This window comes from Streptomyces sp. NPDC016677, from assembly GCF_055562815.1.
Map to the genome: position 1 here is coordinate 126,326 of NZ_JBVHEO010000004.1, position 18,308 is coordinate 144,633.

Annotated in this window: 18 protein-coding genes; 13 read left to right on the forward strand and 5 right to left on the reverse strand. The window is 73.1% G+C overall.

Annotation, left to right across the window (positions count from 1 at the left end; translation table 11 throughout):
• Positions 1-67: 67 nt before the first annotated feature.
• Entirely contained in the window at positions 68-919 is an 852-nt protein-coding gene (locus ACZ3IG_RS13975) for a sulfurtransferase (protein WP_467431819.1), read from the forward strand.
• 64 nt (positions 920-983) lie between these two features.
• On the opposite strand, the gene sepH is transcribed toward ACZ3IG_RS13975, so the two are convergent.
• Positions 984-2,033, reverse strand: coding sequence for a septation protein SepH (gene sepH, locus ACZ3IG_RS13980; protein ID WP_467431820.1), 1,050 nt, complete (start codon positions 2,031-2,033; stop codon positions 984-986).
• Between the two features lie 471 nt (positions 2,034-2,504).
• Here sepH and ACZ3IG_RS13985 point away from each other — a divergent pair, with 471 nt between their 5' ends.
• Positions 2,505-3,332 carry a hypothetical protein gene (locus ACZ3IG_RS13985; protein WP_467431822.1) on the forward strand — a complete coding sequence of 276 codons (828 nt, stop codon included), beginning with the start codon at positions 2,505-2,507 and terminating at the stop codon, positions 3,330-3,332.
• On the opposite strand, the gene ACZ3IG_RS13990 is transcribed toward ACZ3IG_RS13985, so the two are convergent.
• Together ACZ3IG_RS13990 and ACZ3IG_RS13995 are read right to left on the reverse strand one after the other, a co-directional pair.
• Positions 3,256-4,581 carry a D-arabinono-1,4-lactone oxidase gene (locus ACZ3IG_RS13990; protein WP_467431824.1) on the reverse strand — a complete coding sequence of 442 codons (1,326 nt, stop codon included), beginning with the start codon at positions 4,579-4,581 and terminating at the stop codon, positions 3,256-3,258. The two genes, ACZ3IG_RS13985 and ACZ3IG_RS13990, sit on opposite strands and share 77 nt — an antisense overlap.
• A complete protein-coding gene (locus ACZ3IG_RS13995; protein WP_467431825.1) occupies positions 4,535-5,779 on the reverse strand; it encodes an MFS transporter in 1,245 nt (414 codons plus the stop codon). Before ACZ3IG_RS13995 ends, ACZ3IG_RS13990 begins: the two co-directional genes overlap by 47 nt.
• A gap of 194 nt (positions 5,780-5,973) precedes the next feature.
• Between ACZ3IG_RS13995 and ACZ3IG_RS14000 the strand changes: the two genes are divergently transcribed.
• Positions 5,974-7,101, forward strand: a complete 1,128-nt coding sequence (locus tag ACZ3IG_RS14000) for a ferrochelatase (RefSeq protein ID WP_467431827.1) — start codon at positions 5,974-5,976, stop codon at positions 7,099-7,101.
• A gap of 29 nt (positions 7,102-7,130) precedes the next feature.
• Positions 7,131-7,946, forward strand: a complete 816-nt coding sequence (locus ACZ3IG_RS14005; RefSeq protein ID WP_467432459.1) for an inositol monophosphatase family protein — start codon at positions 7,131-7,133, stop codon at positions 7,944-7,946.
• 95 nt (positions 7,947-8,041) lie between these two features.
• Here ACZ3IG_RS14005 and ACZ3IG_RS14010 read toward each other — a convergent pair whose 3' ends face one another.
• Positions 8,042-8,215 carry a hypothetical protein gene (locus ACZ3IG_RS14010; protein ID WP_215172632.1) on the reverse strand — a complete coding sequence of 58 codons (174 nt, stop codon included), beginning with the start codon at positions 8,213-8,215 and terminating at the stop codon, positions 8,042-8,044.
• A gap of 473 nt (positions 8,216-8,688) precedes the next feature.
• Here ACZ3IG_RS14010 and ACZ3IG_RS14015 point away from each other — a divergent pair, with 473 nt between their 5' ends.
• From ACZ3IG_RS14015 to ACZ3IG_RS14030, 4 genes are all read left to right on the forward strand, one after another.
• Positions 8,689-9,342, forward strand: coding sequence for a response regulator transcription factor (locus tag ACZ3IG_RS14015; RefSeq protein WP_003993508.1), 654 nt, complete (start codon positions 8,689-8,691; stop codon positions 9,340-9,342).
• A gap of 6 nt (positions 9,343-9,348) precedes the next feature.
• Positions 9,349-10,578 (forward strand): sensor histidine kinase, encoded by a 1,230-nt coding sequence (locus ACZ3IG_RS14020; RefSeq protein ID WP_467431829.1) that lies wholly within the window; start codon positions 9,349-9,351, stop codon positions 10,576-10,578.
• A gap of 423 nt (positions 10,579-11,001) precedes the next feature.
• A complete protein-coding gene (locus tag ACZ3IG_RS14025) occupies positions 11,002-11,298 on the forward strand; it encodes a DUF4193 domain-containing protein (protein WP_003993510.1) in 297 nt (98 codons plus the stop codon).
• 13 nt (positions 11,299-11,311) lie between these two features.
• Positions 11,312-12,229, forward strand: a complete 918-nt coding sequence (locus ACZ3IG_RS14030; protein WP_467431831.1) for a hypothetical protein — start codon at positions 11,312-11,314, stop codon at positions 12,227-12,229.
• A gap of 113 nt (positions 12,230-12,342) precedes the next feature.
• Here ACZ3IG_RS14030 and ACZ3IG_RS14035 read toward each other — a convergent pair whose 3' ends face one another.
• Positions 12,343-12,804 (reverse strand): DUF3093 domain-containing protein, encoded by a 462-nt coding sequence (locus ACZ3IG_RS14035; protein WP_467431833.1) that lies wholly within the window; start codon positions 12,802-12,804, stop codon positions 12,343-12,345.
• Between the two features lie 66 nt (positions 12,805-12,870).
• Between ACZ3IG_RS14035 and ACZ3IG_RS14040 the strand changes: the two genes are divergently transcribed.
• From ACZ3IG_RS14040 to ACZ3IG_RS14060, 5 genes are all read left to right on the forward strand, one after another.
• On the forward strand, positions 12,871-13,455 hold the full coding sequence (locus ACZ3IG_RS14040) for a PaaI family thioesterase (RefSeq protein ID WP_467431834.1): 585 nt from the start codon (positions 12,871-12,873) through the stop codon (positions 13,453-13,455).
• Entirely contained in the window at positions 13,452-14,003 is a 552-nt protein-coding gene (gene dut / locus ACZ3IG_RS14045) for a dUTP diphosphatase (RefSeq protein WP_467431836.1), read from the forward strand. The genes ACZ3IG_RS14040 and dut overlap by 4 nt, the downstream gene beginning before the upstream one ends.
• A gap of 1 nt (position 14,004) precedes the next feature.
• Positions 14,005-14,757: a DUF3710 domain-containing protein gene (locus ACZ3IG_RS14050; protein WP_467431838.1), complete on the forward strand. Its 753-nt coding sequence runs from the start codon at positions 14,005-14,007 to the stop codon at positions 14,755-14,757.
• Between the two features lie 267 nt (positions 14,758-15,024).
• Complete coding sequence (locus ACZ3IG_RS14055) at positions 15,025-17,571, forward strand: ATP-binding protein (RefSeq protein WP_467431840.1); 2,547 nt, start codon at positions 15,025-15,027, stop codon at positions 17,569-17,571.
• The gene (locus ACZ3IG_RS14060) at positions 17,568-18,251 is read left to right on the forward strand and encodes a response regulator (protein WP_467431841.1); all 684 of its coding nucleotides are present in this window, start codon (positions 17,568-17,570) and stop codon (positions 18,249-18,251) included. Before ACZ3IG_RS14055 ends, ACZ3IG_RS14060 begins: the two co-directional genes overlap by 4 nt.
• Positions 18,252-18,308: the final 57 nt, after the last annotated feature.

Below are 18,308 nucleotides of genomic sequence, written 5' to 3' on the forward strand. Positions count from 1 at the left end.
GGCTGCCCGGCGGGCAGGTTAACCCGACAACGACGTGTCGGCCAGACGGTGCGTCAGGATGGTGGCCATGAACGCCATCATCTCCGCACCCGACCTCGCCGACGACCTCGCGGGCACCGACCCGCCGGTCCTGCTCGACGTCCGCTGGCAGCTCAGCGCGGCCAAGGCGGCCGGTGAGCCGCCGTTCGACGGCCGGGCCGAGTACGCGGCCGGTCATCTCCCCGGCGCGGTCTACGTCGACCTGGACCGGGAACTCGCCGCCCCGCCGGGGCCGGGCGGCCGGCACCCGCTGCCCGACCTCGCGGAGTTCGGCGCCGCGATGCGCCGGGCGGGCGTGTCGGCCCGGCGGCCGGTCGTCGTCTACGACGGCGGGCAGGGCTGGGCGGCGGCCCGTGCCTGGTGGCTGCTGCGCTGGACCGGCCACCCCGACGCGCGGGTCCTGGACGGCGGACTGCCGGCCTGGCGGGGACCGCTCGTGACCGACGTGCCGGTGCCCGCGCCCGGCGACTTCGAGCCGGCCCCGGCCGCCACCGGCCTGCTCGACGCGGACGGCGCCGCCGAACTGGCCCGCACCGGTCTGCTGCTGGACGCCCGCGCGGGCGAGCGCTACCGGGGCGAGGTCGAGCCGATCGACCCGGTCGGCGGGCACATCCCGGGCGCGGTGTCGGCCCCGACGGCCGAGAACGTCGCGGCGGACGGGCGGCTGCGGTCCGCCGGGGAACTCCGCGCCCGCTTCGCGGAACTGGGCGCTGCCGGGGACACCGAGGTCGGCGTGTACTGCGGGTCGGGCGTCTCCGCCGCGCACGAGGTGCTGGCCCTCGCGGTGGCGGGCATTCCGGCCGCGCTGTACGTGGGGTCGTGGTCGGAGTGGTCGGCGGACCCCGAGCGGCCGGTCGCCGTGGGACCGGACCCGCGCTGAGGACATGAGCGAGGGCCGCTCTCCAGGAGAGCGGCCCTCACCCGGGGGCCGTACGGCAGCCCGTCTACTCCTGCTTCTTGCGCCGCGTCCCGAACACGATCTCGTCCCAGCTCGGGACCGCCGCCCGGCGCCCGGGCCGGACCCCGTCGGCCTCGGCCTGCCGGTCGGTGGAGCCGACCAGCCGGTCCCGGTGGCTGCCCACCGAACGCGGCATGAGCACATCGGCGTACGCGGAGCCTGCCCCGGCCGACGCGGCGGGGGCCGGGGGCTCCTCGGCCTCCGGTTCCTCGGCCGGCTCCTCCACGGGCTCGGGCGCGGCGGACGGGCGTTCGGGCACGACCAGGTCGCCCCGGAAGCTCGGCACCGCCTCAAGGAGGCTGGTCAGCGAGTCCCGCTCGCTCTCCTCGGCGACCGGCTCGGCCGGCTGCGCCGGCAGGCCCGGCCGCTCGCGCTCCCGGTCGCCGGGCCGGTCCAGCGGCCGGTCGCGCGGCAGCCGGGCGATGCGCGGCACGAACGGGAAGCTGGGCTCGGGCGCGGCGAGGTCGTCGGACTCGCCGATCAGCGCGCGCGCCTCGTCGTCGACGGCCTGGACGAGCCGCCGGGGCGGGTCGTAGGTCCAGCTCGCCGAGTGCGGTTCGCCCGCGACCAGGTAGACCAGCAGCACTTCCCAGGTGCCGTCGTCGCGGCGCCAGGAGTCCCACTGGACGGTGTCCTTGTCGGCGCCGCGCAGCAGCAGCCGCTCCTGGACGGCCTCGCCGAGCGGCGGACCGGAGTTCTCGCCGGGGCGGCGGACGGGGGTCTTGCGGGCCCGCTCGGCCATGAAGGCGCGCTCGGCGAGGACGGGTCCCTCGAAGCGGCGGACCCGGTCGACGGGGATGCCGGCCATCTGCGCGACCTCTTCCGCGGTCGCGCCGGCTCGTATACGCGCCTGGATGTCACGGGGGCGGAGATGGCTCTCCACCTCGATCTCGATCTGGCCGAGGCGAGGACGGTCGCCGCGTACGGCGGCACGGAGGCGCTCGTCGATCGGAAGCGTGTACTCCGTCGCGTCGGCAGCCTTCAGCACCAGCCGTGTGCCGTCATTCGAGACGGCCACGACACGCAGTTCGGGCATGGGGACCTCCCGGGTGGTGCCTGCCGACGTCACGTGCGTCGCTGCTTCCGCTCTGTCGAGTGTGGCCTGCCCGGGTGCAGCCTGCCACAACCTTGCCGAGTTGCCCGGCGTGTCGGGCGAGGGCCCTGGATCGCCGTTATGGCACGGTTACCTATTCGCAACGCTAAGTGACCACTTTAGTCACCCAGTGCAACTAGCCCCCTCCCGGCGGTCCTTTCAGGCCCTGAACCCCCTGACGGGAGACCGGACCCAGGGCTCGCAACAGTACTCCATTCGGGCCACGCGCGTGGATCGGCGCGCCGCCCGACTTCCACCGGGAAGGGCCGCCGGGCCCGTTCCCGCCCGGTACCTGGATCTTTCGGGTGGCGTACTTCACGTAATCACCAGAAACGGAACTAAAGGTTTCGCCCGTACGTCCCCTTCTCGTGCAGTTGTCGGCTCACGTTCGGAAAAGACAGGCAAGGTCCGGTGATGCGGGAAAGGTCCGTTGACGACGTCACGGAGAACAACACCGAGGGCGGCTCGGGCAGGCGGATCGACCTGAGCGTGCCCCAGGTCGCGGGCAGCGCCCTGGCGGCCGTGGTGGCCGCCAAACTCGCCGCCTCCTTCGGGGTGTACGGCACGATCCTCGGCGCCGGTGTGGTCAGCGTCGTCGCCACCTGCGGCGGCACGCTCTTCCAGCACTTCTTCCGGCGTACGGGCGAGCAGCTGAAGGTCCGGCGCACCGCCGAGCAGCCCCGGGTGGCCGGCGGCCCGTCCCGCTCCGGGGAGTTCGGCGCGGGCACGGTCTACCGGGCGCGGGTCAGGAGCTGGCGGCGGCCGGTGGTCGCCGCGGCCGTCGTCTTCGGCGTCACCATGGGCGGCATCACGACCTACGAGCTGATCACCGGTCAGAACCTGAGCGGCGGCAGCAGTACGACGGTGGGCGACGCGCTCTCCGGCCACAACGGCTCCTCCTCCTCGGACTCCGGTGACTCGGGCGGGACGGGGGACGGGGGCGGCTCCACGGGCTCACCCGGCCCGGGGGAGTCCACCGGGTCCGGCACGGGCGGCACCCCGGCGGCCACCCCGTCCGGCCCGGCGGCCGCGTCCGACGGCGCCACGTCCGCGCCGGGCGGCGGTACGACGTCCTCCCCGTCGCCGACGCCGACGCCGAGCGCCACCGCCGGTGTGGACGGCGACGGCTCCGGCGACGCCGCCGCCCAGGACCCCACCGCCTCGGCTACGGCCCCAGAATCCTCCGCAAGTGGTCGTTCCGGAACCGGCGGTCAGGGTCGAGACGATCCCGCAACGCCGTGAACTCACCGAAGCGCGGATACACCCGGGAGAGGTACTCCGCGTCCCGGGTGTGCAGCTTGCCCCAGTGCGGCCGGCCCTCGTGCGCGGTGAAAACACGCTCGGCGGCGGTGAAGTACGGCCGGTAGGGCGTGCCGCGGAACATGTGGACGGCGATGTAGGCGCTGTCCCGGCCCGACGCGGTGGAGAGCGTGATGTCGTCGGCCGGGGCGGTGCGCACCTCCACCGGGAAGCTGATCCGCAGCCGGGAGCGGTCCACCATCGCCTTCAGCTCGCGCAGCGTCTCGACCACGGCCGCGCGCGGAACGGCGTACTCCATCTCCACGAAGCGCACCCGGCGCGGTGAGGTGAAGACCTTGTGGGGGATGTCGGTGTACGTGCGTGCGCCCAGGGCTCTGCTGGAGATCCGGGCGATGGCCGGGACCGTGGCGGGTACCGCGCGGCCGACCCAGTTGGCGGCCTGGAAGACGCCGTTGGAGAGGAACTCGTCCTCGTAGAAGCTCCGCAGCCGCCGCACCGGGCGGTCCGGGCCCGCGCTGCGGTTGTTGCGCTTGGTGTTGGTGTTCCCGGTGTGCGGGAACCAGTAGAACTCGAAGTGCTCGTTCTCCGCCCACAGTTCGTCGAACCGCGACAGGACCTGGTCCAGCGGCATCGGTTCCTCGCGCGCGGTGAGCAGGAAGAGCGGTTCCACGGCGAAGGTGAGGGCGGTGACGACGCCCAGTGCGCCCAGGCCGATGCGGGCGGCCGCGAAGACGTCCGGGTTCCGGTCCGGGGAGCAGGTGAGGACGGAGCCGTCGGCGGTGACCAGTTCCAGGGCCCGGAGCTGGGCGGCGATCGAGGCGGAGTCGCGCCCCGTGCCGTGGGTGCCGGTGGCGGCCGCCCCGGAGACGGTCTGTTCCATGATGTCGCCCATGTTGGCCAGCGACAGGCCCTCGCGCGCGAGGGCGAGGTTGAGCCGCCTGAGCGGTGTGCCGGCCTCCACCGTGACGGTCATCGCCGCCCGGTCGACGCGGCGGATGCCGGTCAGCAGGTCGGGGCGTATCAGCAGTCCGTCGGTGGCCGCTATCGACGTGAACGAGTGTCCGGTGCCCACGGCCTTGACCGGCAGTCCCTCCTCGGCCGCCCGGCGCACCGCCTCGGCCAGTTCCTCCGCCGAGGCGGGGGCGATCACCCGCGCGGGGCGGGCGGCGACGGTGCCGCCCCAGTTACGCCAGGTGCCGTTCCTGCCGCTCACGCTCGCTGTGCTGCTCAACGATGCCTCCCCGACCCGCGGCCGGCCGTTCGAGCCGGCGGAACCCGAGGAAACCGACCGCCAGCGCGACGGCACCGGCCACCGCCGGAACCCCGTACCCGGCGCTCGCCCCCGCCGCGTCGATCACCCAGCCGCCCGCGGCGGAGCCGAGCGCGACGCCGACCGCGAGGCCGGTGCTCACCCAGGTCATGCCCTCGGTGAGCTGTGCGCGTGGTACGTGCTCTTCGATGAGGGACATCGTCGTGATCATCGTCGGAGCGATGGACAGGCCCGCCACGAACAGCGCCACGGCCAGAGACGGCAGGTTTCCGACCAGTAGGGGTGGGATCATACTCACGGCCATCGCGCAGACGCCCAGCAGCCAGCGGCGCGCGGGCGGTCCCGCGAAGCGCAGCAGCCCGAACACCATGCCCGCCACGCAGGACCCGGCCGCGTAGACGGCGAGGACCAGGCTGGCGGCGGCCTTGTGCCCCTCCTCCTCGGCGAACGCCACGGTGACCACGTCGATCGACCCGAAGATCGCGCCGGTGGCCACGAAGGTGCCGACGAAGACCTGGAGCCCCTTGGAGCGCAGCGCGCTGCCGCCGCTGCCCCGGTCACGCGGATGCGGCTCCGGCTCGGTGGCGCGCTGCGCGGTCAGCCAGAAGACGCCGGCCGCCAGGAAACAGGCGGCCAGCAGCGGCCCCGCCTCCGGGAACCAGGCCGTGGACAGCCCGATGGAGATGATCGGCCCGAAGATGAAGCAGACCTCGTCGATCACGGACTCGAAGCTGTACGCGGTGTGCAGCTGGGGCGTGCCCCGGTACAGGGCCGCCCAGCGGGCCCGCACCATCGCGCCGAGGCTGGGCACACAGCCGATGCCGGCACAGCACACGAACAGCACCCAGTCCGGCCACCGCAGGTGCGCGGCGAGCAGTAGCCCGGCCGCCGCGGCCAGCGAGACCAGGGTGGCGGGCCGCAGCACCCGCCGCTGCCCGTACTGGTCCACCAGCCGGGAGACCTGGGGGCCGCACACCGCGGCGGCCAGCGCGATGGTGGCGGAGAGCGCCCCGGCCAGCCCGTACCGCCCGGTGAGCTGCGAGACCATGGTCACCACGCCGATGCCCATCATCGACAGCGGCATCCGGCCGAGGAAGCCCGCGGCGGAGAAGCCCCTGGAGCCGGGGGCGGCGAACAGGGCGCGGTAGGGGCTGGGCAACGGGGTCTCCGGGAAACGGCTCAGTAACGGCTCAAAACGGCTCAGCGGGGTCCGAGTAAGGTCCGAACGTAGTCGATACAGCTTACTGGGCGGGTGGCCCGGGTGCACCCGTCCGGACCAGCCGGTACGGGGAACGGTGCGGGGAACAACCCCGCCGTGGCCCCGTTGTCAGTGGGGGGTGGCAGGATCGAGACATGCCAGACGTGCTCGATGCCACCCCCTACGACGCCCTCCTCCTGCTCTCCTTCGGCGGCCCTGAAGGACCCGACGACGTCGTCCCGTTCCTGGAGAACGTGACGCGCGGCCGCGGCATCCCCAAGGAACGCCTGAAGGAGGTGGGTCAGCACTACTTCCTCTTCGGCGGGGTCAGCCCGATCAACGACCAGAACCGCGCCCTGCTGGACGCCTTGCGCAAGGACTTCGCCGAGCACGGCCTGGACCTGCCGGTCTACTGGGGCAACCGCAACTGGGCGCCCTACCTGACGGACACCCTGCGCGAGATGGTCCGCGACGGCCGCCGCCGCGTCCTGGTCCTCGCCACCAGCGCGTACGCCTCCTACTCGGGCTGCCGCCAGTACCGCGAGAACCTCGCCGACGCCCTGGCCACCCTCCAGGAGGAGGGCCTGGAGCTGCCGAGGATCGACAAGCTGCGGCACTACTTCAACCACCCGGGCTTCGTCGAGCCGATGGTCGACGGGCTGGTGCGGTCGATCGAGGACCTTCCCGACGACGTCCGCGACGGCGCCCAGATCGCCTTCACCACCCACTCCATCCCGACCTCCGCCGCCGACACCTCCGGCCCGGTGGAGGAGCACGGCGACGGCGGCGCGTACGTCCGCCAGCACCTGGACGTGGCCCAGGTGATCGCCGACGCGGTCCGCGAGCGCACCGGCGTCGACCGTCCCTGGCAGCTCGTCTACCAGTCCCGTTCCGGCGCCCCGCACATCCCGTGGCTGGAGCCCGACATCTGCGACCACCTGGAGGAGCGGCACGCGGCCGGGGTCCCGGCCGTCGTCATGGCCCCCATCGGCTTCGTCTCCGACCACATGGAGGTCCTCTACGACCTCGACACGGAGGCCACGGCCAAGGCCGAGGAGCTGGGGCTGCCGGTGCGCCGCTCGGCCACCGTCGGCGCCGACCCGCGGTTCGCCGCCGCGGTCCGCGACCTGGTCCTGGAGCGCGCCGCCGCCGAGCAGGGCCGCGGCGTCACACCGTGCGCCCTGGGCGCGCTGGGCGCCAGCCACAACCTCTGCCCGGTGGGCTGCTGCCCGGCCCGCGCCCCCCGCCCCGCCGCCGCGGGCGCCGACAGCCCCTACGCGTGAGGAAGGCCGTGACCAGCCCTGTGACCGACGTGACCGACCCCCTGCACGCCGAGCTGCTGGAGACCGCCCGGGAGGCCGCCCGCCGCGCGGGCGAGCTGCTGCGGGACGGGCGCCCCGCCGACCTTGCGGTCGCCGCCACCAAGTCCAGCCCGATCGACGTGGTCACCGAGATGGACATCGCGGCGGAGAAGCTGATCACCACGCTGATCGCCGACCGCCGCCCGGACGACGGCTTCCTCGGCGAGGAGGGCGCCTCCGTCGAGGGCACCAGCGGCGTCCGCTGGGTGATCGACCCGCTCGACGGCACGGTGAACTACCTGTACGGGCTGCCGACCTGGTCCGTCTCCATCGCCGCCGAGCAGGACGGCGAGACCGTCGCCGGAGTGGTCGCGGCGCCGATGCGCGGCGAGACGTACCACGCGATACGCGGCGGCGGGGCCTGGGCGACCGGCTCCTGGAAGGGCGAGCGCCGGCTCACCTGCCGGCCCGCGCCGCCGCTGGACCAGGCCCTGGTCTCCACCGGGTTCAACTACGTCGCCGAGGTCCGCACGCACCAGGCGGAGGTCGCCCGGCAGCTGATCCCGCGGCTGCGGGACATCCGGCGCGGCGGCTCGGCCGCGATCGACCTGTGCGACCTGGCCGCGGGCCGCCTCGACGGGTACTACGAGCGCGGTCTGCACCCCTGGGACCGTGCCGCCGGTGACCTCATCGCCCGGGAGGCGGGCGCGCTGACCGGCGGACGCCCCGGTGAGCGCCCGACGGACGACCTGACGGTCGCCGCCACCCCGGGCGTCTTCGAGCCCCTCCAGCGGCTCCTGGAGGAACTCGGCGCCTGGCACGACTGACGCCGCCCGTCCCGACGGACGCACCGCACCCCCGGCGCTGGATTCGCCGGGGGTGCGGTGTCGTGCGGGCGCGGTCCTGTGAGCGCGCGGGGCGGTCAGCCGCTGGTCGCGGTGACCTCCACGCCGTGCTCGGCGGCGAGGCGGCGGAGGTCGTCCAGCTCGCCGAGCTCCACCTCGACGAGGAAGTCGTCCCCCTCGTCACGGGCCCGCGACAGGTCGGACTCGGTCGCCTTTATGCGCTGCAGAAGTCCTGTGGTGAAAGCGTCCATGCTGCGCCCCCTCGTCCTGGGTCGTGGGTCGATGGCACGGGGGTGTGCCGTTCGGAAGGGGCGATCACGTCTGCGAAGGTGCCCAGCGCCGCGCGACCGGGCGGCGACGGTGCCGGACACCCGCGCCCGCCCTGCGGCGAAGGGGCGCCGCGCACCGCCGGTCGTGCGGTACGGGCAGAGCGTGATCGCGGGGTGTAAAGCCGTCCTCCCCCCGCTCCCTTCCGCGGAAACCTCAACCTTCCGAGAAAATCTCGCATTCCCGTTCGGACCGGTTTTCTCCAGGGCACCGGGGCCTGGGCGCCGCCGGGTGCCGCCGGGGGCCCGCTGACCATCCTGAGCACCGTGGGCCCCGCCCCCGCCTTACAGCCGACTTATGGCCGAAAAGGGCAGGATGGAGGTCAACACACCCACCAGACCCCTGCCCGCGTGCGCCCGCCAGGCGCGGCCGGGCGGACACAGGAAGGACAAGCGACGTGCGCGTACTCGTCGTCGAGGACGAGCAGCTGCTCGCCGATGCGGTGGCCACCGGACTCCGCCGGGAGGCCATGGCCGTCGACGTCGTGTACGACGGTGCGGCCGCCCTGGAGCGCATCGGCGTCAACGACTACGACGTGGTCGTCCTCGACCGCGACCTCCCCCTCGTGCACGGCGACGACGTCTGCCGCAAGATCGTCGAGCTGGGCATGCCCACGCGCGTGCTGATGCTCACGGCCTCCGGTGACGTCAGCGACCGGGTCGAGGGGCTGGAGATCGGCGCCGACGACTATCTGCCCAAGCCCTTCGCGTTCAGCGAGCTGATCGCCCGGGTCCGGGCCCTCGGCCGGCGCACCAGCGTGCCCCTGCCGCCGGTCCTGGAGCGCGCCGGGATCAAGCTCGACCCCAACCGCCGCGAGGTCTTCCGCGACGGCAAGGAGGTGCAGCTCGCGCCCAAGGAGTTCGCCGTCCTGGAGGTGCTCATGCGCAGCGAGGGCGCGGTCGTCTCCGCCGAACAGCTCCTGGAGAAGGCCTGGGACGAGAACACCGACCCGTTCACCAACGTCGTCCGGGTGACCGTGATGACCCTGCGCCGCAAGCTCGGCGAGCCCCCGGTGATCGTCACCGTACCCGGCTCCGGCTACCGGATCTGATCGGCCGTGGCTGCGTCCCCCGCGCCCCCGCAGGCGCCTCCGAAACCCACCTGGGACCCCCCGTCGGCCGCCCCTTTCCCGTGGCTGCGCCCCACCATCCGGATAAGGCTCACGCTGCTGTACGCCGGTATGTTCCTGATCGCCGGCATCGTGCTGCTGTCGATCATCTACCTGCTGGCGGCGCAGGCCCTGGACGTGGGCAGCGATCTGCCGTTCAAGATCACCTCGGGCAGTGTCACCAGCGACACCTGCAACCTGCCCACCAACGCGGTGCCCGAAGTGTTCAACTCCGCGATGAACGACTGCGTCAACGAGCAGCGCCAGCATGCCCTGGACAGCCTGCTCAGCCGCTCGCTGCTGGCCCTGCTGGGCCTGGCCGTGATCGCCTTCGCGTTCGGCTACGCCATGGCCGGCCGGGTCCTGCTGCCGCTGGGCCGCATCACCCGCACCGCGCGCGCGGTGGCGGGCTCCGACCTGTCCCGCCGGATCGAGCTGGACGGCCCGGACGACGAGCTGAAGGAGCTGGCGGACACCTTCGACGAGATGCTGGAGCGCCTCCAGCGGGCGTTCACCGCACAGCAGCGCTTCGTCGGCAACGCCTCGCACGAACTGCGCACCCCGCTGGCGATCAACCGCACGCTCCTGGAGGTGCACCTGTCGGACCCCGGCGCCCCGGTGGAGCTCCAGCAGCTCGGCAAGACCCTGCTGGCCACCAATGAGCGCAGCGAGCAGCTCGTCGAGGGCCTGCTGCTGCTCGCCCGCAGCGACAACCAGATCGTGGAGCGCAAGCCCGTGGACCTCGCCGAGGTCGCGACCCAGGCCGTCGACCAGACGCTGGCCGAGGCCGAGGCCAAGGGCGTCGAACTGCGCGGGCGGCGTGCGCCCGCCGTCGTCCAGGGCAACGGCGTCCTGCTGGAGCGCATCGCCCTGAACCTGGTGCAGAACGCCGTGCGGTACAACATCGCCGAGGGCGGCTGGGTCGAGGTCACCACCGAGGTGGAGCACGGCCAGGCGGTCCTCGTGGTGACGAACACCGGCCCGGTGGTGCCGGCGTACGAGATCGACAACCTCTTCGAGCCGTTCCGGCGGCTGCGCACCGAGCGGACCGGCAGCGACAAGGGCGTCGGCCTCGGGCTGTCCATCGTCCGTTCCGTGGCCCGGGCGCACGGCGGCCACATCTACGCCCAGCCGCGCGAGGGAGGTGGACTCGTGATGAGGGTGACCCTGCCGGTCTGAGACGGCGCGCCGATCTGAGATCATGACGCCGATCACTGTTCCGAGGTCCGGGCTTGTTCGCTTTGCGCGGAATTTTCAGACCGAGGCTCCGGTGCTCGCCTGTGTGATCGATCACAGCGGCGCTTTTCCGGCCATCCACTCTCCGTGGCCAAGAACTCTGCCGGAAAGCCGGGAAAGTCCGGGTTTTCAGGGGTCTTGATCACGGGAAGTACACGGTGAGACGCCTTTGGCGTGCGGTATTCGGACCGTGTACGGTCCCCATCGCCATCCAAGCCGATCACTCGAGCGGAGTCCGGTTGGGTGTCGATTGAGTAACAGACCTTGATGTGAGGCAAAATCTCCGCCTCGGGTCGGGCACAAGTCCGGCCTCTCACGCGTTACGTGCGCTGGAGACACCGCAGACACCCAGAGGGGGAGAGCGACATGGCAACCGATTACGACACTCCACGCAAGACCGACGACGACGTCGACTCGGACAGCCTCGAAGAGCTGAAGGCTCGCCGGAACGACAAGTCGGCTTCCGCCGTGGACGTCGACGAGTTCGAGGCCGCCGAAGGCCTCGAGCTTCCCGGAGCCGACCTCTCGAACGAGGAGCTGGCAGTCCGAGTACTGCCCAAGCAGCAGGACGAGTTCACTTGCATGAGCTGCTTCCTGGTGCACCACCGCAGCCAGCTGGCCCGGGAGAAGAACGGCCAGCCGATCTGCCGCGACTGCGACTGAGGCGGGGTCGGCCGTGACTGGCTCGACCCCTCCCTGGAAGCGCCGCTTCTCCCAGCGGGGAGCGGACCAAGGGCCGTCCGACGGCCCCCATCGCGCGCGTGACGACGAGCGAGGCCCGACCCTCCCGGGAACGGCCTCGCTCGAACCGGCTGCCGACCGGACTGACCTCCCGGTCCCGGCGCCGACCGAGGTGCCCGCTGTCCGGCGCCGGGCAGCGGTGCTCCGGCAGAAGGCGGCGGCGGGCGCCCACAAGGGCAAGGACCGCGCCAGGGCCGCCCTGGCGCATCTCGCCGACCGCGTCATCGAGATCGCCCCGCGGGTCCCCGTACGGGACCTGGCGACGCTCCGCCGCCAGTTCCCCGGCCTCGGGCCCGAGGAACTGGCCGACCGGCTGGTGGCCGGTGCCACCAAGGCCACGGCCACCGTCGGCGCGGGCGTCGGCGCGGCGGCGATGCTCCCCGTGCCGCCGGCCATGCCCACCGAGCTGGCCGCGGAGGTGACCGGCGTCGCGGCCATCGAACTGAAGCTGATCGCCGAACTCCACGAGGTCTACGGCGTACGCCCGCCCGGCGGCCTCACCCAGCGCAGCACCGCGTACCTGAACGCCTGGTCGGACGAGCGCGGCGTCGACGTGACCAAGCCGTCGACGTTCGGCACGGCCGTGAACGGCCATCTGAAGCGCCAACTGCGCCAGCAGATCATGAAGCGGATGGTGCGCAACCTGCCCAACCTGATGCCGTTCATGGTCGGAGCCGCCGTCGGCGCGGTCATGAACCGCCGCGACACCCACAAGCTCGCCGCCCGCGTCCGCGCCGACCTGCGCAAGCACCAGGTGCCCTGGGAGAAGCTGCCCGCCCTGCCGCCCCTGGAGGTGCCCGAGGACGCGCTGGAACTGGACGGCCGGGAGCGGGGCGACGGGGAAGACCGCTGACGGCGAGGGCCGGGAGCGGCGTCGCGGAAGGCCGCCGAGCGCGCCGGCCCGGAGCGGAGCGGTGGGAAAGGCCCGCGGCGTCCGGAGAGGGGTGGTCAGGGAAAGGCCACTGACTACGCGGCCGCCCTCGCCGCCTCCAGTGCCTCGGCCAGCCGCTCGGGCTCGCGGGTCGACAGGTAAAGGTACGGCGTCGGGTCGTCGGGGTCGGTGACCTCGACGCGCAGCGCCGTGGGGATGTAGGCGCGCAGCAGCAGGAAGGCGCGGGTGTCGGCCTTGTACGTGCGCCAGGCACGGGCCTCCTCCGCGTCCATCACCGTGGCCTCGCCCAGCGCCGTGACCGGGATCTTCGCCTCGCCCGCGATCAGCGAGCCGCCCACGACCCGGATGCGGACCGAGCCGTACGAACTGGCGACCACCGCCGCCGCGGCCGTACCGCAGGCCAGGCCGCCGAGGATCGGGAGCGTGCCGAAGGGCACCAGGACGATGGCGATCGCGAGACCCACCAGGAAGCACAGCAGCCACGAGGAGCGGGGCGTGGTGAGGCGTTCTTCGTACGGGGCGGCGGAGAGCTGCATGGAGCCAAGCTTGGCACGGGTTCACGGCGGGGGCGCAGCCAGGTCGGACAGGTAAGGTCTGCGCCTGTGAGTGGTACTTCCCCGGCCCTTCAGCCCCCCGTCGACGCCGTGAAACCCGTACGGCACCCCGACGCGCCCGCCCCCGGCGAGCTGCTCGGCGCGCATTACGGACAGTGCTTCGGCTGCGGCGGCGACCAGCCCCACGGACTGCGCCTGGCGGCGCGGGCCGGCGAGGGCGTGACGATCACCGCGGAGTTCACCGTCCAGCCCGCCCACCAGGGTGCCCCCGGCCTCGCGCACGGCGGGGTGCTGACCAGCGCCCTGGACGAGACCCTCGGCTCGCTCGGCTGGCTGCTGCGCACGATCGCGGTGACCGGACGGCTGGAGACCGACTTCCTGCTGCCCGTGCCGGTCGGCGCCACCCTGCACCTGGCGGCCGAGGTGACCGCGGTGGCCGGCCGCAAGATCTACTCCACCGCCACCGGCCGGATCGGCGGCCCCGACGGCCCCGTCGCGGTGCGCGCGGACGCCCTCTTCGTCGAGGTCGAGGTCGGGCACTTCACCGACCACGGCCGGCCGGAGGAGATCCGGGCCGCGCTGGACGACCCGGACCAGGTGCGCCGGGCGCGCGCCTTCGAGGTGAACCCGTGAGCCGCGCCCCGCTGGAGGTCCTGCTCCGGCGCGTCGATCCGGACGTACCGCTTCCGACGTACGCGCACCCCGGCGACGCGGGCGCCGATCTGCGGACCACCGTCGCGTGCGAGCTGGCGCCCGGTGAGCGGGCCGTCCTGCCCACGGGCGTTTCCGTGGCCCTCCCGGAGGGGTACGCGGCCTTCGTGCACCCCCGTTCCGGCCTCGCGGCCCGCTGCGGTGTCGCCCTCGTGAATGCCCCGGGGACGATTGATGCCGGGTACCGTGGGGAGATCAAGGTGATCGTGGTGAATCTCGACCCGCGCGAGGCCGTGCGGTTCGAGCGCTTCGACCGGATTGCCCAACTGGTCGTCCAGCAGGTCGAGAGGGTCCGCTTCCGCCAGGTCGCGGAACTTCCCGACGCGGCACGGGCCGAGGGGGGCTTCGGGTCCACCGGCGGACACGCCGGCGCGGGCCCGGCAAGCGGCACAAGCGGTCGGGCCGTCGAAGGCGGTCCGACGGGTGGGAATCGATACGCTTCGGTCGTATCCGACCGGGAAGGACAGTGACGTGTTCGGACGTCGCAAGAAGAAGGGTGCCGCCGAGGACGCGGCCGGCGAGGCCGAGCAGGTCGTCGACAGCGTCGACACCGAGGCGGACGACGAGGGCACCCGCGTACGGCTGGAGCCGGAGCCGCGGCCCGACGGGCCCTGGGACAGCACCGAGGTCCGTGACCCGGCCGAGGGCCGGGTGGACCTGGGCGGCCTGTTCGTGCCCGGTGTCGACGGCATGGAACTGCGGGTGGAGGTCGCGGGCGACGCGATCGTCGCAGCCACCGTTGTGCTGCGCGACAGCGCCATCCAGCTCCAGGCGTTCGCCGCCCCCAAGCGCGAGGGCATCTGGGGCGAGGTCCGCGAGGAGATCGCCTCCGGCATCACCCAGCAGGGCGGCATCATCGACGAGGTCGAGGGCCCCCTCGGCTGGGAGCTGCGGGCCCAGGTGCCGGTCAAGCTGCCGGACGGCACCGGCGGCTTCCAGGTCGTGCGGTTCGTCGGCGTGGACGGCCCCCGCTGGTTCCTGCGCGGGGTGATCTCCGGGCAGGGCGCGGTGCAGCCGCAGGCGGCCGGCCTGCTGGAGCAGATCTTCCGGGACACGGTCGTGGTCCGCGGCGAGGGCCCGATGGCCCCCCGCGACCCCATCGTGCTGAAGCTGCCGAACGACGCGCAGATGGTCCCCGAGGGCGTCCAGCAGGAAGAGGGCTCCCGCTTCGCCGGCGGCATGGGCCAGCTCCAGCGCGGACCGGAGATCACCGAGGTCCGCTGACCGACGTGGCGCGCGGGGCGGCGGCCCACGCGCGCGTGGCGGGGCCGTGTACCGCGACGGGTACCCGGCAGGGCACGGCAGGGCCGCGTACCCCACCCGGGGTACGCGGCCCTTCGCCGTCGACGGGGGAAGCCGCCCCGCGTCAGAGTTGCGTCAAAGACGCCTCAGGCGCCGCGATCCGTCCGATTCGCCCCGGTCGCCGGTCGTAGGGTCGACGCTGCGCGGGCAGCGGTCGGCGGCCGGCGGGTGGCGGAAGACAATGAGGACATGGGACGCGGCAGGCTTCGGATCTACCTCGGCGCGGCGCCGGGCGTCGGCAAGACGTACGCCATGCTCTCCGAGGCGCACCGGCGGGTGGAGCGCGGCACCGACTGCGCCGTGGCCTTCGTGGAGCACCACGGCCGTCCGCGCACCGAGGTGATGCTGCGCGGCCTGGAGCAGGTGCCGCGCCGGACGGTGGAGTACCGCGGGACGCTCTTCGAGGAGATGGACCTGGACGCGGTGCTGGCCCGGCGACCCCGGGTGGCCCTGGTGGACGAGCTGGCCCACACCAACGTCCCCGGCGTGCGCAACGCCAAGCGCTGGCAGGACGTGGAGGAACTGCTGGCCGCCGGGATCGACGTCATCTCCACCGTCAACATCCAGCACCTGGAGTCGCTCGGCGACGTCGTCGAGTCCATCACCGGCGTACGGCAGCGGGAGACCGTGCCGGACGAGGTGGTGCGCCGCGCCGACCAGATCGAGCTGGTCGACATGGACCCCGAGGCGCTGCGCCGCCGCATGGCGCACGGCAACGTCTACCAGCCCGACAAGGTCGACGCGGCCCTGTCGAACTACTTCCGCCCCGGCAACCTCACCGCCCTGCGGGAACTGGCCCTGCTGTGGGTGGCCGACCGCGTCGACGCGTATCTGAAGCAGTACCGCAGCGACCACCGGGTGTCGCGGATCTGGGGCTCCCGGGAGCGGATCGTGGTCGGCCTGACCGGCGGTCCCGAGGGCCGGACGCTGATCCGGCGGGCCGCGCGCCTCGCGGAGAAGGGCGCCGGCGGCGAGGTGCTCGCCGTCTACATAGCCCGCAGCGACGGGCTGACCTCCGCCTCCCCGAAGGAACTGGCGGTGCAGCGCACCCTGGTCGAGGACCTCGGCGGCACCTTCCACCACGTGGTCGGCGACGACATACCGGCCGCCCTGCTGGACTTCGCGCGCGGGGTCAACGCCACCCAGATCGTGCTGGGCTCCTCCCGCCGCAAGACCTGGCAGTACGTCTTCGGCCCCGGCGTCGGCGCCACGGTCGCCCGCGAGTCGGGACCCGACCTGGACGTGCACATCGTCACCCACGAGGAGGTCGCCAAGGGCCGCGGACTGCCCGTGGCCCGCGGGGCCAGGCTGGGCCGGTGGCGGCTGCTGTGGGGCTGGCTCGCCGGCATCGGCGGTCCGCTGCTGCTGACGCCCGTGCTGGACAGCGTCCACCTCGGCCTCGCCAACGACGTCCTGCTCTACCTGGCGCTCACCGTCGCCGCCGCGCTGCTGGGCGGGCTCTACCCGGCGCTCGCCTCGGCCGCGGTCGGCTCCCTGCTGCTGAACTGGTTCTTCACCCCGCCGGTCAGCCGCATCACCATCTCCGACCCCAAGAACATCCTGGCGCTGGCGATATTCGTCGGCGTCGCCGTCTCCGTCGCCTCGGTCGTCGACCTGGCGGCCCGGCGCACCCACCAGGCGGCCCGGCTGCGCGCCGAGTCGGAGATCCTCTCCTTCCTCGCCGGTGACGTGCTGCGCGGCGAGACCAGCCTGGAGGCGCTGCTGGAACGGGTCCGGGAGACCTTCGGCCTGGAGTCGGCCGCCCTCCTGGAGCGCGAGAGCGACGTGGCCCCCTGGACCTGCGCCGGCCGGGCCGGCCAGGGACCGCCCGTCGAACGCCCCGAGGACGCGGACGTGGACATGCCGGTCGGCGACCACATGGCGCTGGCGCTGACCGGCCGGGTCCTGCCCGCCGAGGACCGCCGGGTGCTCGCCGCCTTCGCCGCCCAGGCCGCCGTCGTACTGGACCGGCGGCGGCTGCGCGAGGAGGCCGACCAGGCCCGCACGCTGGCCGAGGGCAACCGCATCCGCACCGCCCTGCTGGCCGCCGTCAGCCATGACCTGCGGACCCCGCTGGCCGGGATCAAGGCGGCCGTCTCCAGCCTGCGCTCCGACGACGTGGCGTGGTCGGAGGAGGACCAGGCCGAGTTGCTGGAGGGCATCGAGGAGGGCGCCGACCGCCTCGACCACCTGGTGGGCAACCTGCTCGACATGTCCCGGCTGCAGACCGGCACGGTCACCCCGCTGATCCGCGAGATCGACCTCGACGAGGTGGTGCCGATGGCCCTGGTCGGGGTCGCCGAGGCCGACGTGGAGGCGGACATCCCCGAGACGCTGCCCATGGTCGCCGTCGACCCCGGGCTGCTGGAGCGGTCGGTGGCCAACCTGGTCGAGAACGCCGTCAAGTACAGCCCGCCCGGCGCCGGCGTCCTGGTCGCCGCCAGCGCTCTCGGGGACCGGGTCGAGGTCCGGATCGTCGACCGGGGGCCCGGCGTGCCGGACGAGGCCAAGGACCGCATATTCGAACCCTTCCAGCGGTACGGGGACGCCCCGCGCGGCGCCGGAGTAGGGCTCGGCCTGGCCGTGGCCCGCGGCTTCGCCGAGGCCATGGGCGGCACCCTCGACGCGGAGGACACCCCCGGCGGCGGCCTCACCATGGTCCTCACGGTGCGCGCGGCGGGACCGGCCGCTCGACCCCGTAGTGCTTCCCCAGCAGAAAGGCAGGCTGCCCGATGACCCGGGTGCTCGTGATCGACGACGAGCCGCAGATCGTGCGTGCCCTCGTGATCAACCTCAAGGCGCGCCAGTACGAGGTCGACGCCGCCCACGACGGCGCCACCGCCCTCCAGCTCGCCGCCGCCCGCCACCCCGACGTGATCGTCCTCGACCTGGGCCTGCCCGACATGGACGGCGTCGACGTGATCAAGGGGCTGCGCGGCTGGACCCGGGTGCCCATCCTGGTGCTGTCCGCCCGGCACTCCTCCGACGAGAAGGTGGAGGCGCTGGACGCGGGCGCCGACGACTACGTCACCAAGCCCTTCGGCATGGACGAACTGCTGGCCCGGCTGCGGGCCGCGGTCCGCCGGGCCGAACCGGTACCGGGCGGCACGGACGACGTGATCGTGGACACGGGCGGCTTCAGCGTCGACCTGGCCGCCAAGAAGGTCGTCCGGGGCGGGAAGGACGTACGGCTGACCCCCACCGAATGGCATCTGCTGGAGGTGCTGGTGCGCAACACCGGCCGCCTGGTCAGCCAGAAACAGCTGCTCCAGGAGGTGTGGGGGCCGTCGTACGGCACGGAGACGAACTATCTGCGCGTCTACATGGCGCAGCTGCGCCGCAAGTTGGAGGCGGACCCCGCCCACCCGCGGCACTTCGTCACCGAGCCCGGCATGGGCTACCGGTTCGAGAAATGAGCGTTCCGGTTCCCTCCCCGGCGGATGCCCGGCTGTCGGCGCGTCCCGGTACGCTTC

What these genes read in the sequence shown, in the direction of transcription:
- ACZ3IG_RS14025 (WP_003993510.1), top strand. Translation starts at nt 11,002, where the DNA reads ATGGCAACCGATTACGACACTCCACGCAAGACCGACGACGACGTCGAC.
- ACZ3IG_RS14000 (WP_467431827.1), top strand. Translation starts at nt 5,974, where the DNA reads ATGCCAGACGTGCTCGATGCCACCCCCTACGACGCCCTCCTCCTGCTC.
- sepH (WP_467431820.1), bottom strand. Translation starts at nt 2,033, where the DNA reads ATGCCCGAACTGCGTGTCGTGGCCGTCTCGAATGACGGCACACGGCTG.
- ACZ3IG_RS14055 (WP_467431840.1), top strand. Translation starts at nt 15,025, where the DNA reads ATGGGACGCGGCAGGCTTCGGATCTACCTCGGCGCGGCGCCGGGCGTC.
- ACZ3IG_RS14035 (WP_467431833.1), bottom strand. Translation starts at nt 12,804, where the DNA reads ATGCAGCTCTCCGCCGCCCCGTACGAAGAACGCCTCACCACGCCCCGC.
- ACZ3IG_RS14060 (WP_467431841.1), top strand. Translation starts at nt 17,568, where the DNA reads ATGACCCGGGTGCTCGTGATCGACGACGAGCCGCAGATCGTGCGTGCC.
- ACZ3IG_RS13985 (WP_467431822.1), top strand. Translation starts at nt 2,505, where the DNA reads ATGCGGGAAAGGTCCGTTGACGACGTCACGGAGAACAACACCGAGGGC.
- ACZ3IG_RS13975 (WP_467431819.1), top strand. Translation starts at nt 68, where the DNA reads ATGAACGCCATCATCTCCGCACCCGACCTCGCCGACGACCTCGCGGGC.
- ACZ3IG_RS14010 (WP_215172632.1), bottom strand. Translation starts at nt 8,215, where the DNA reads ATGGACGCTTTCACCACAGGACTTCTGCAGCGCATAAAGGCGACCGAG.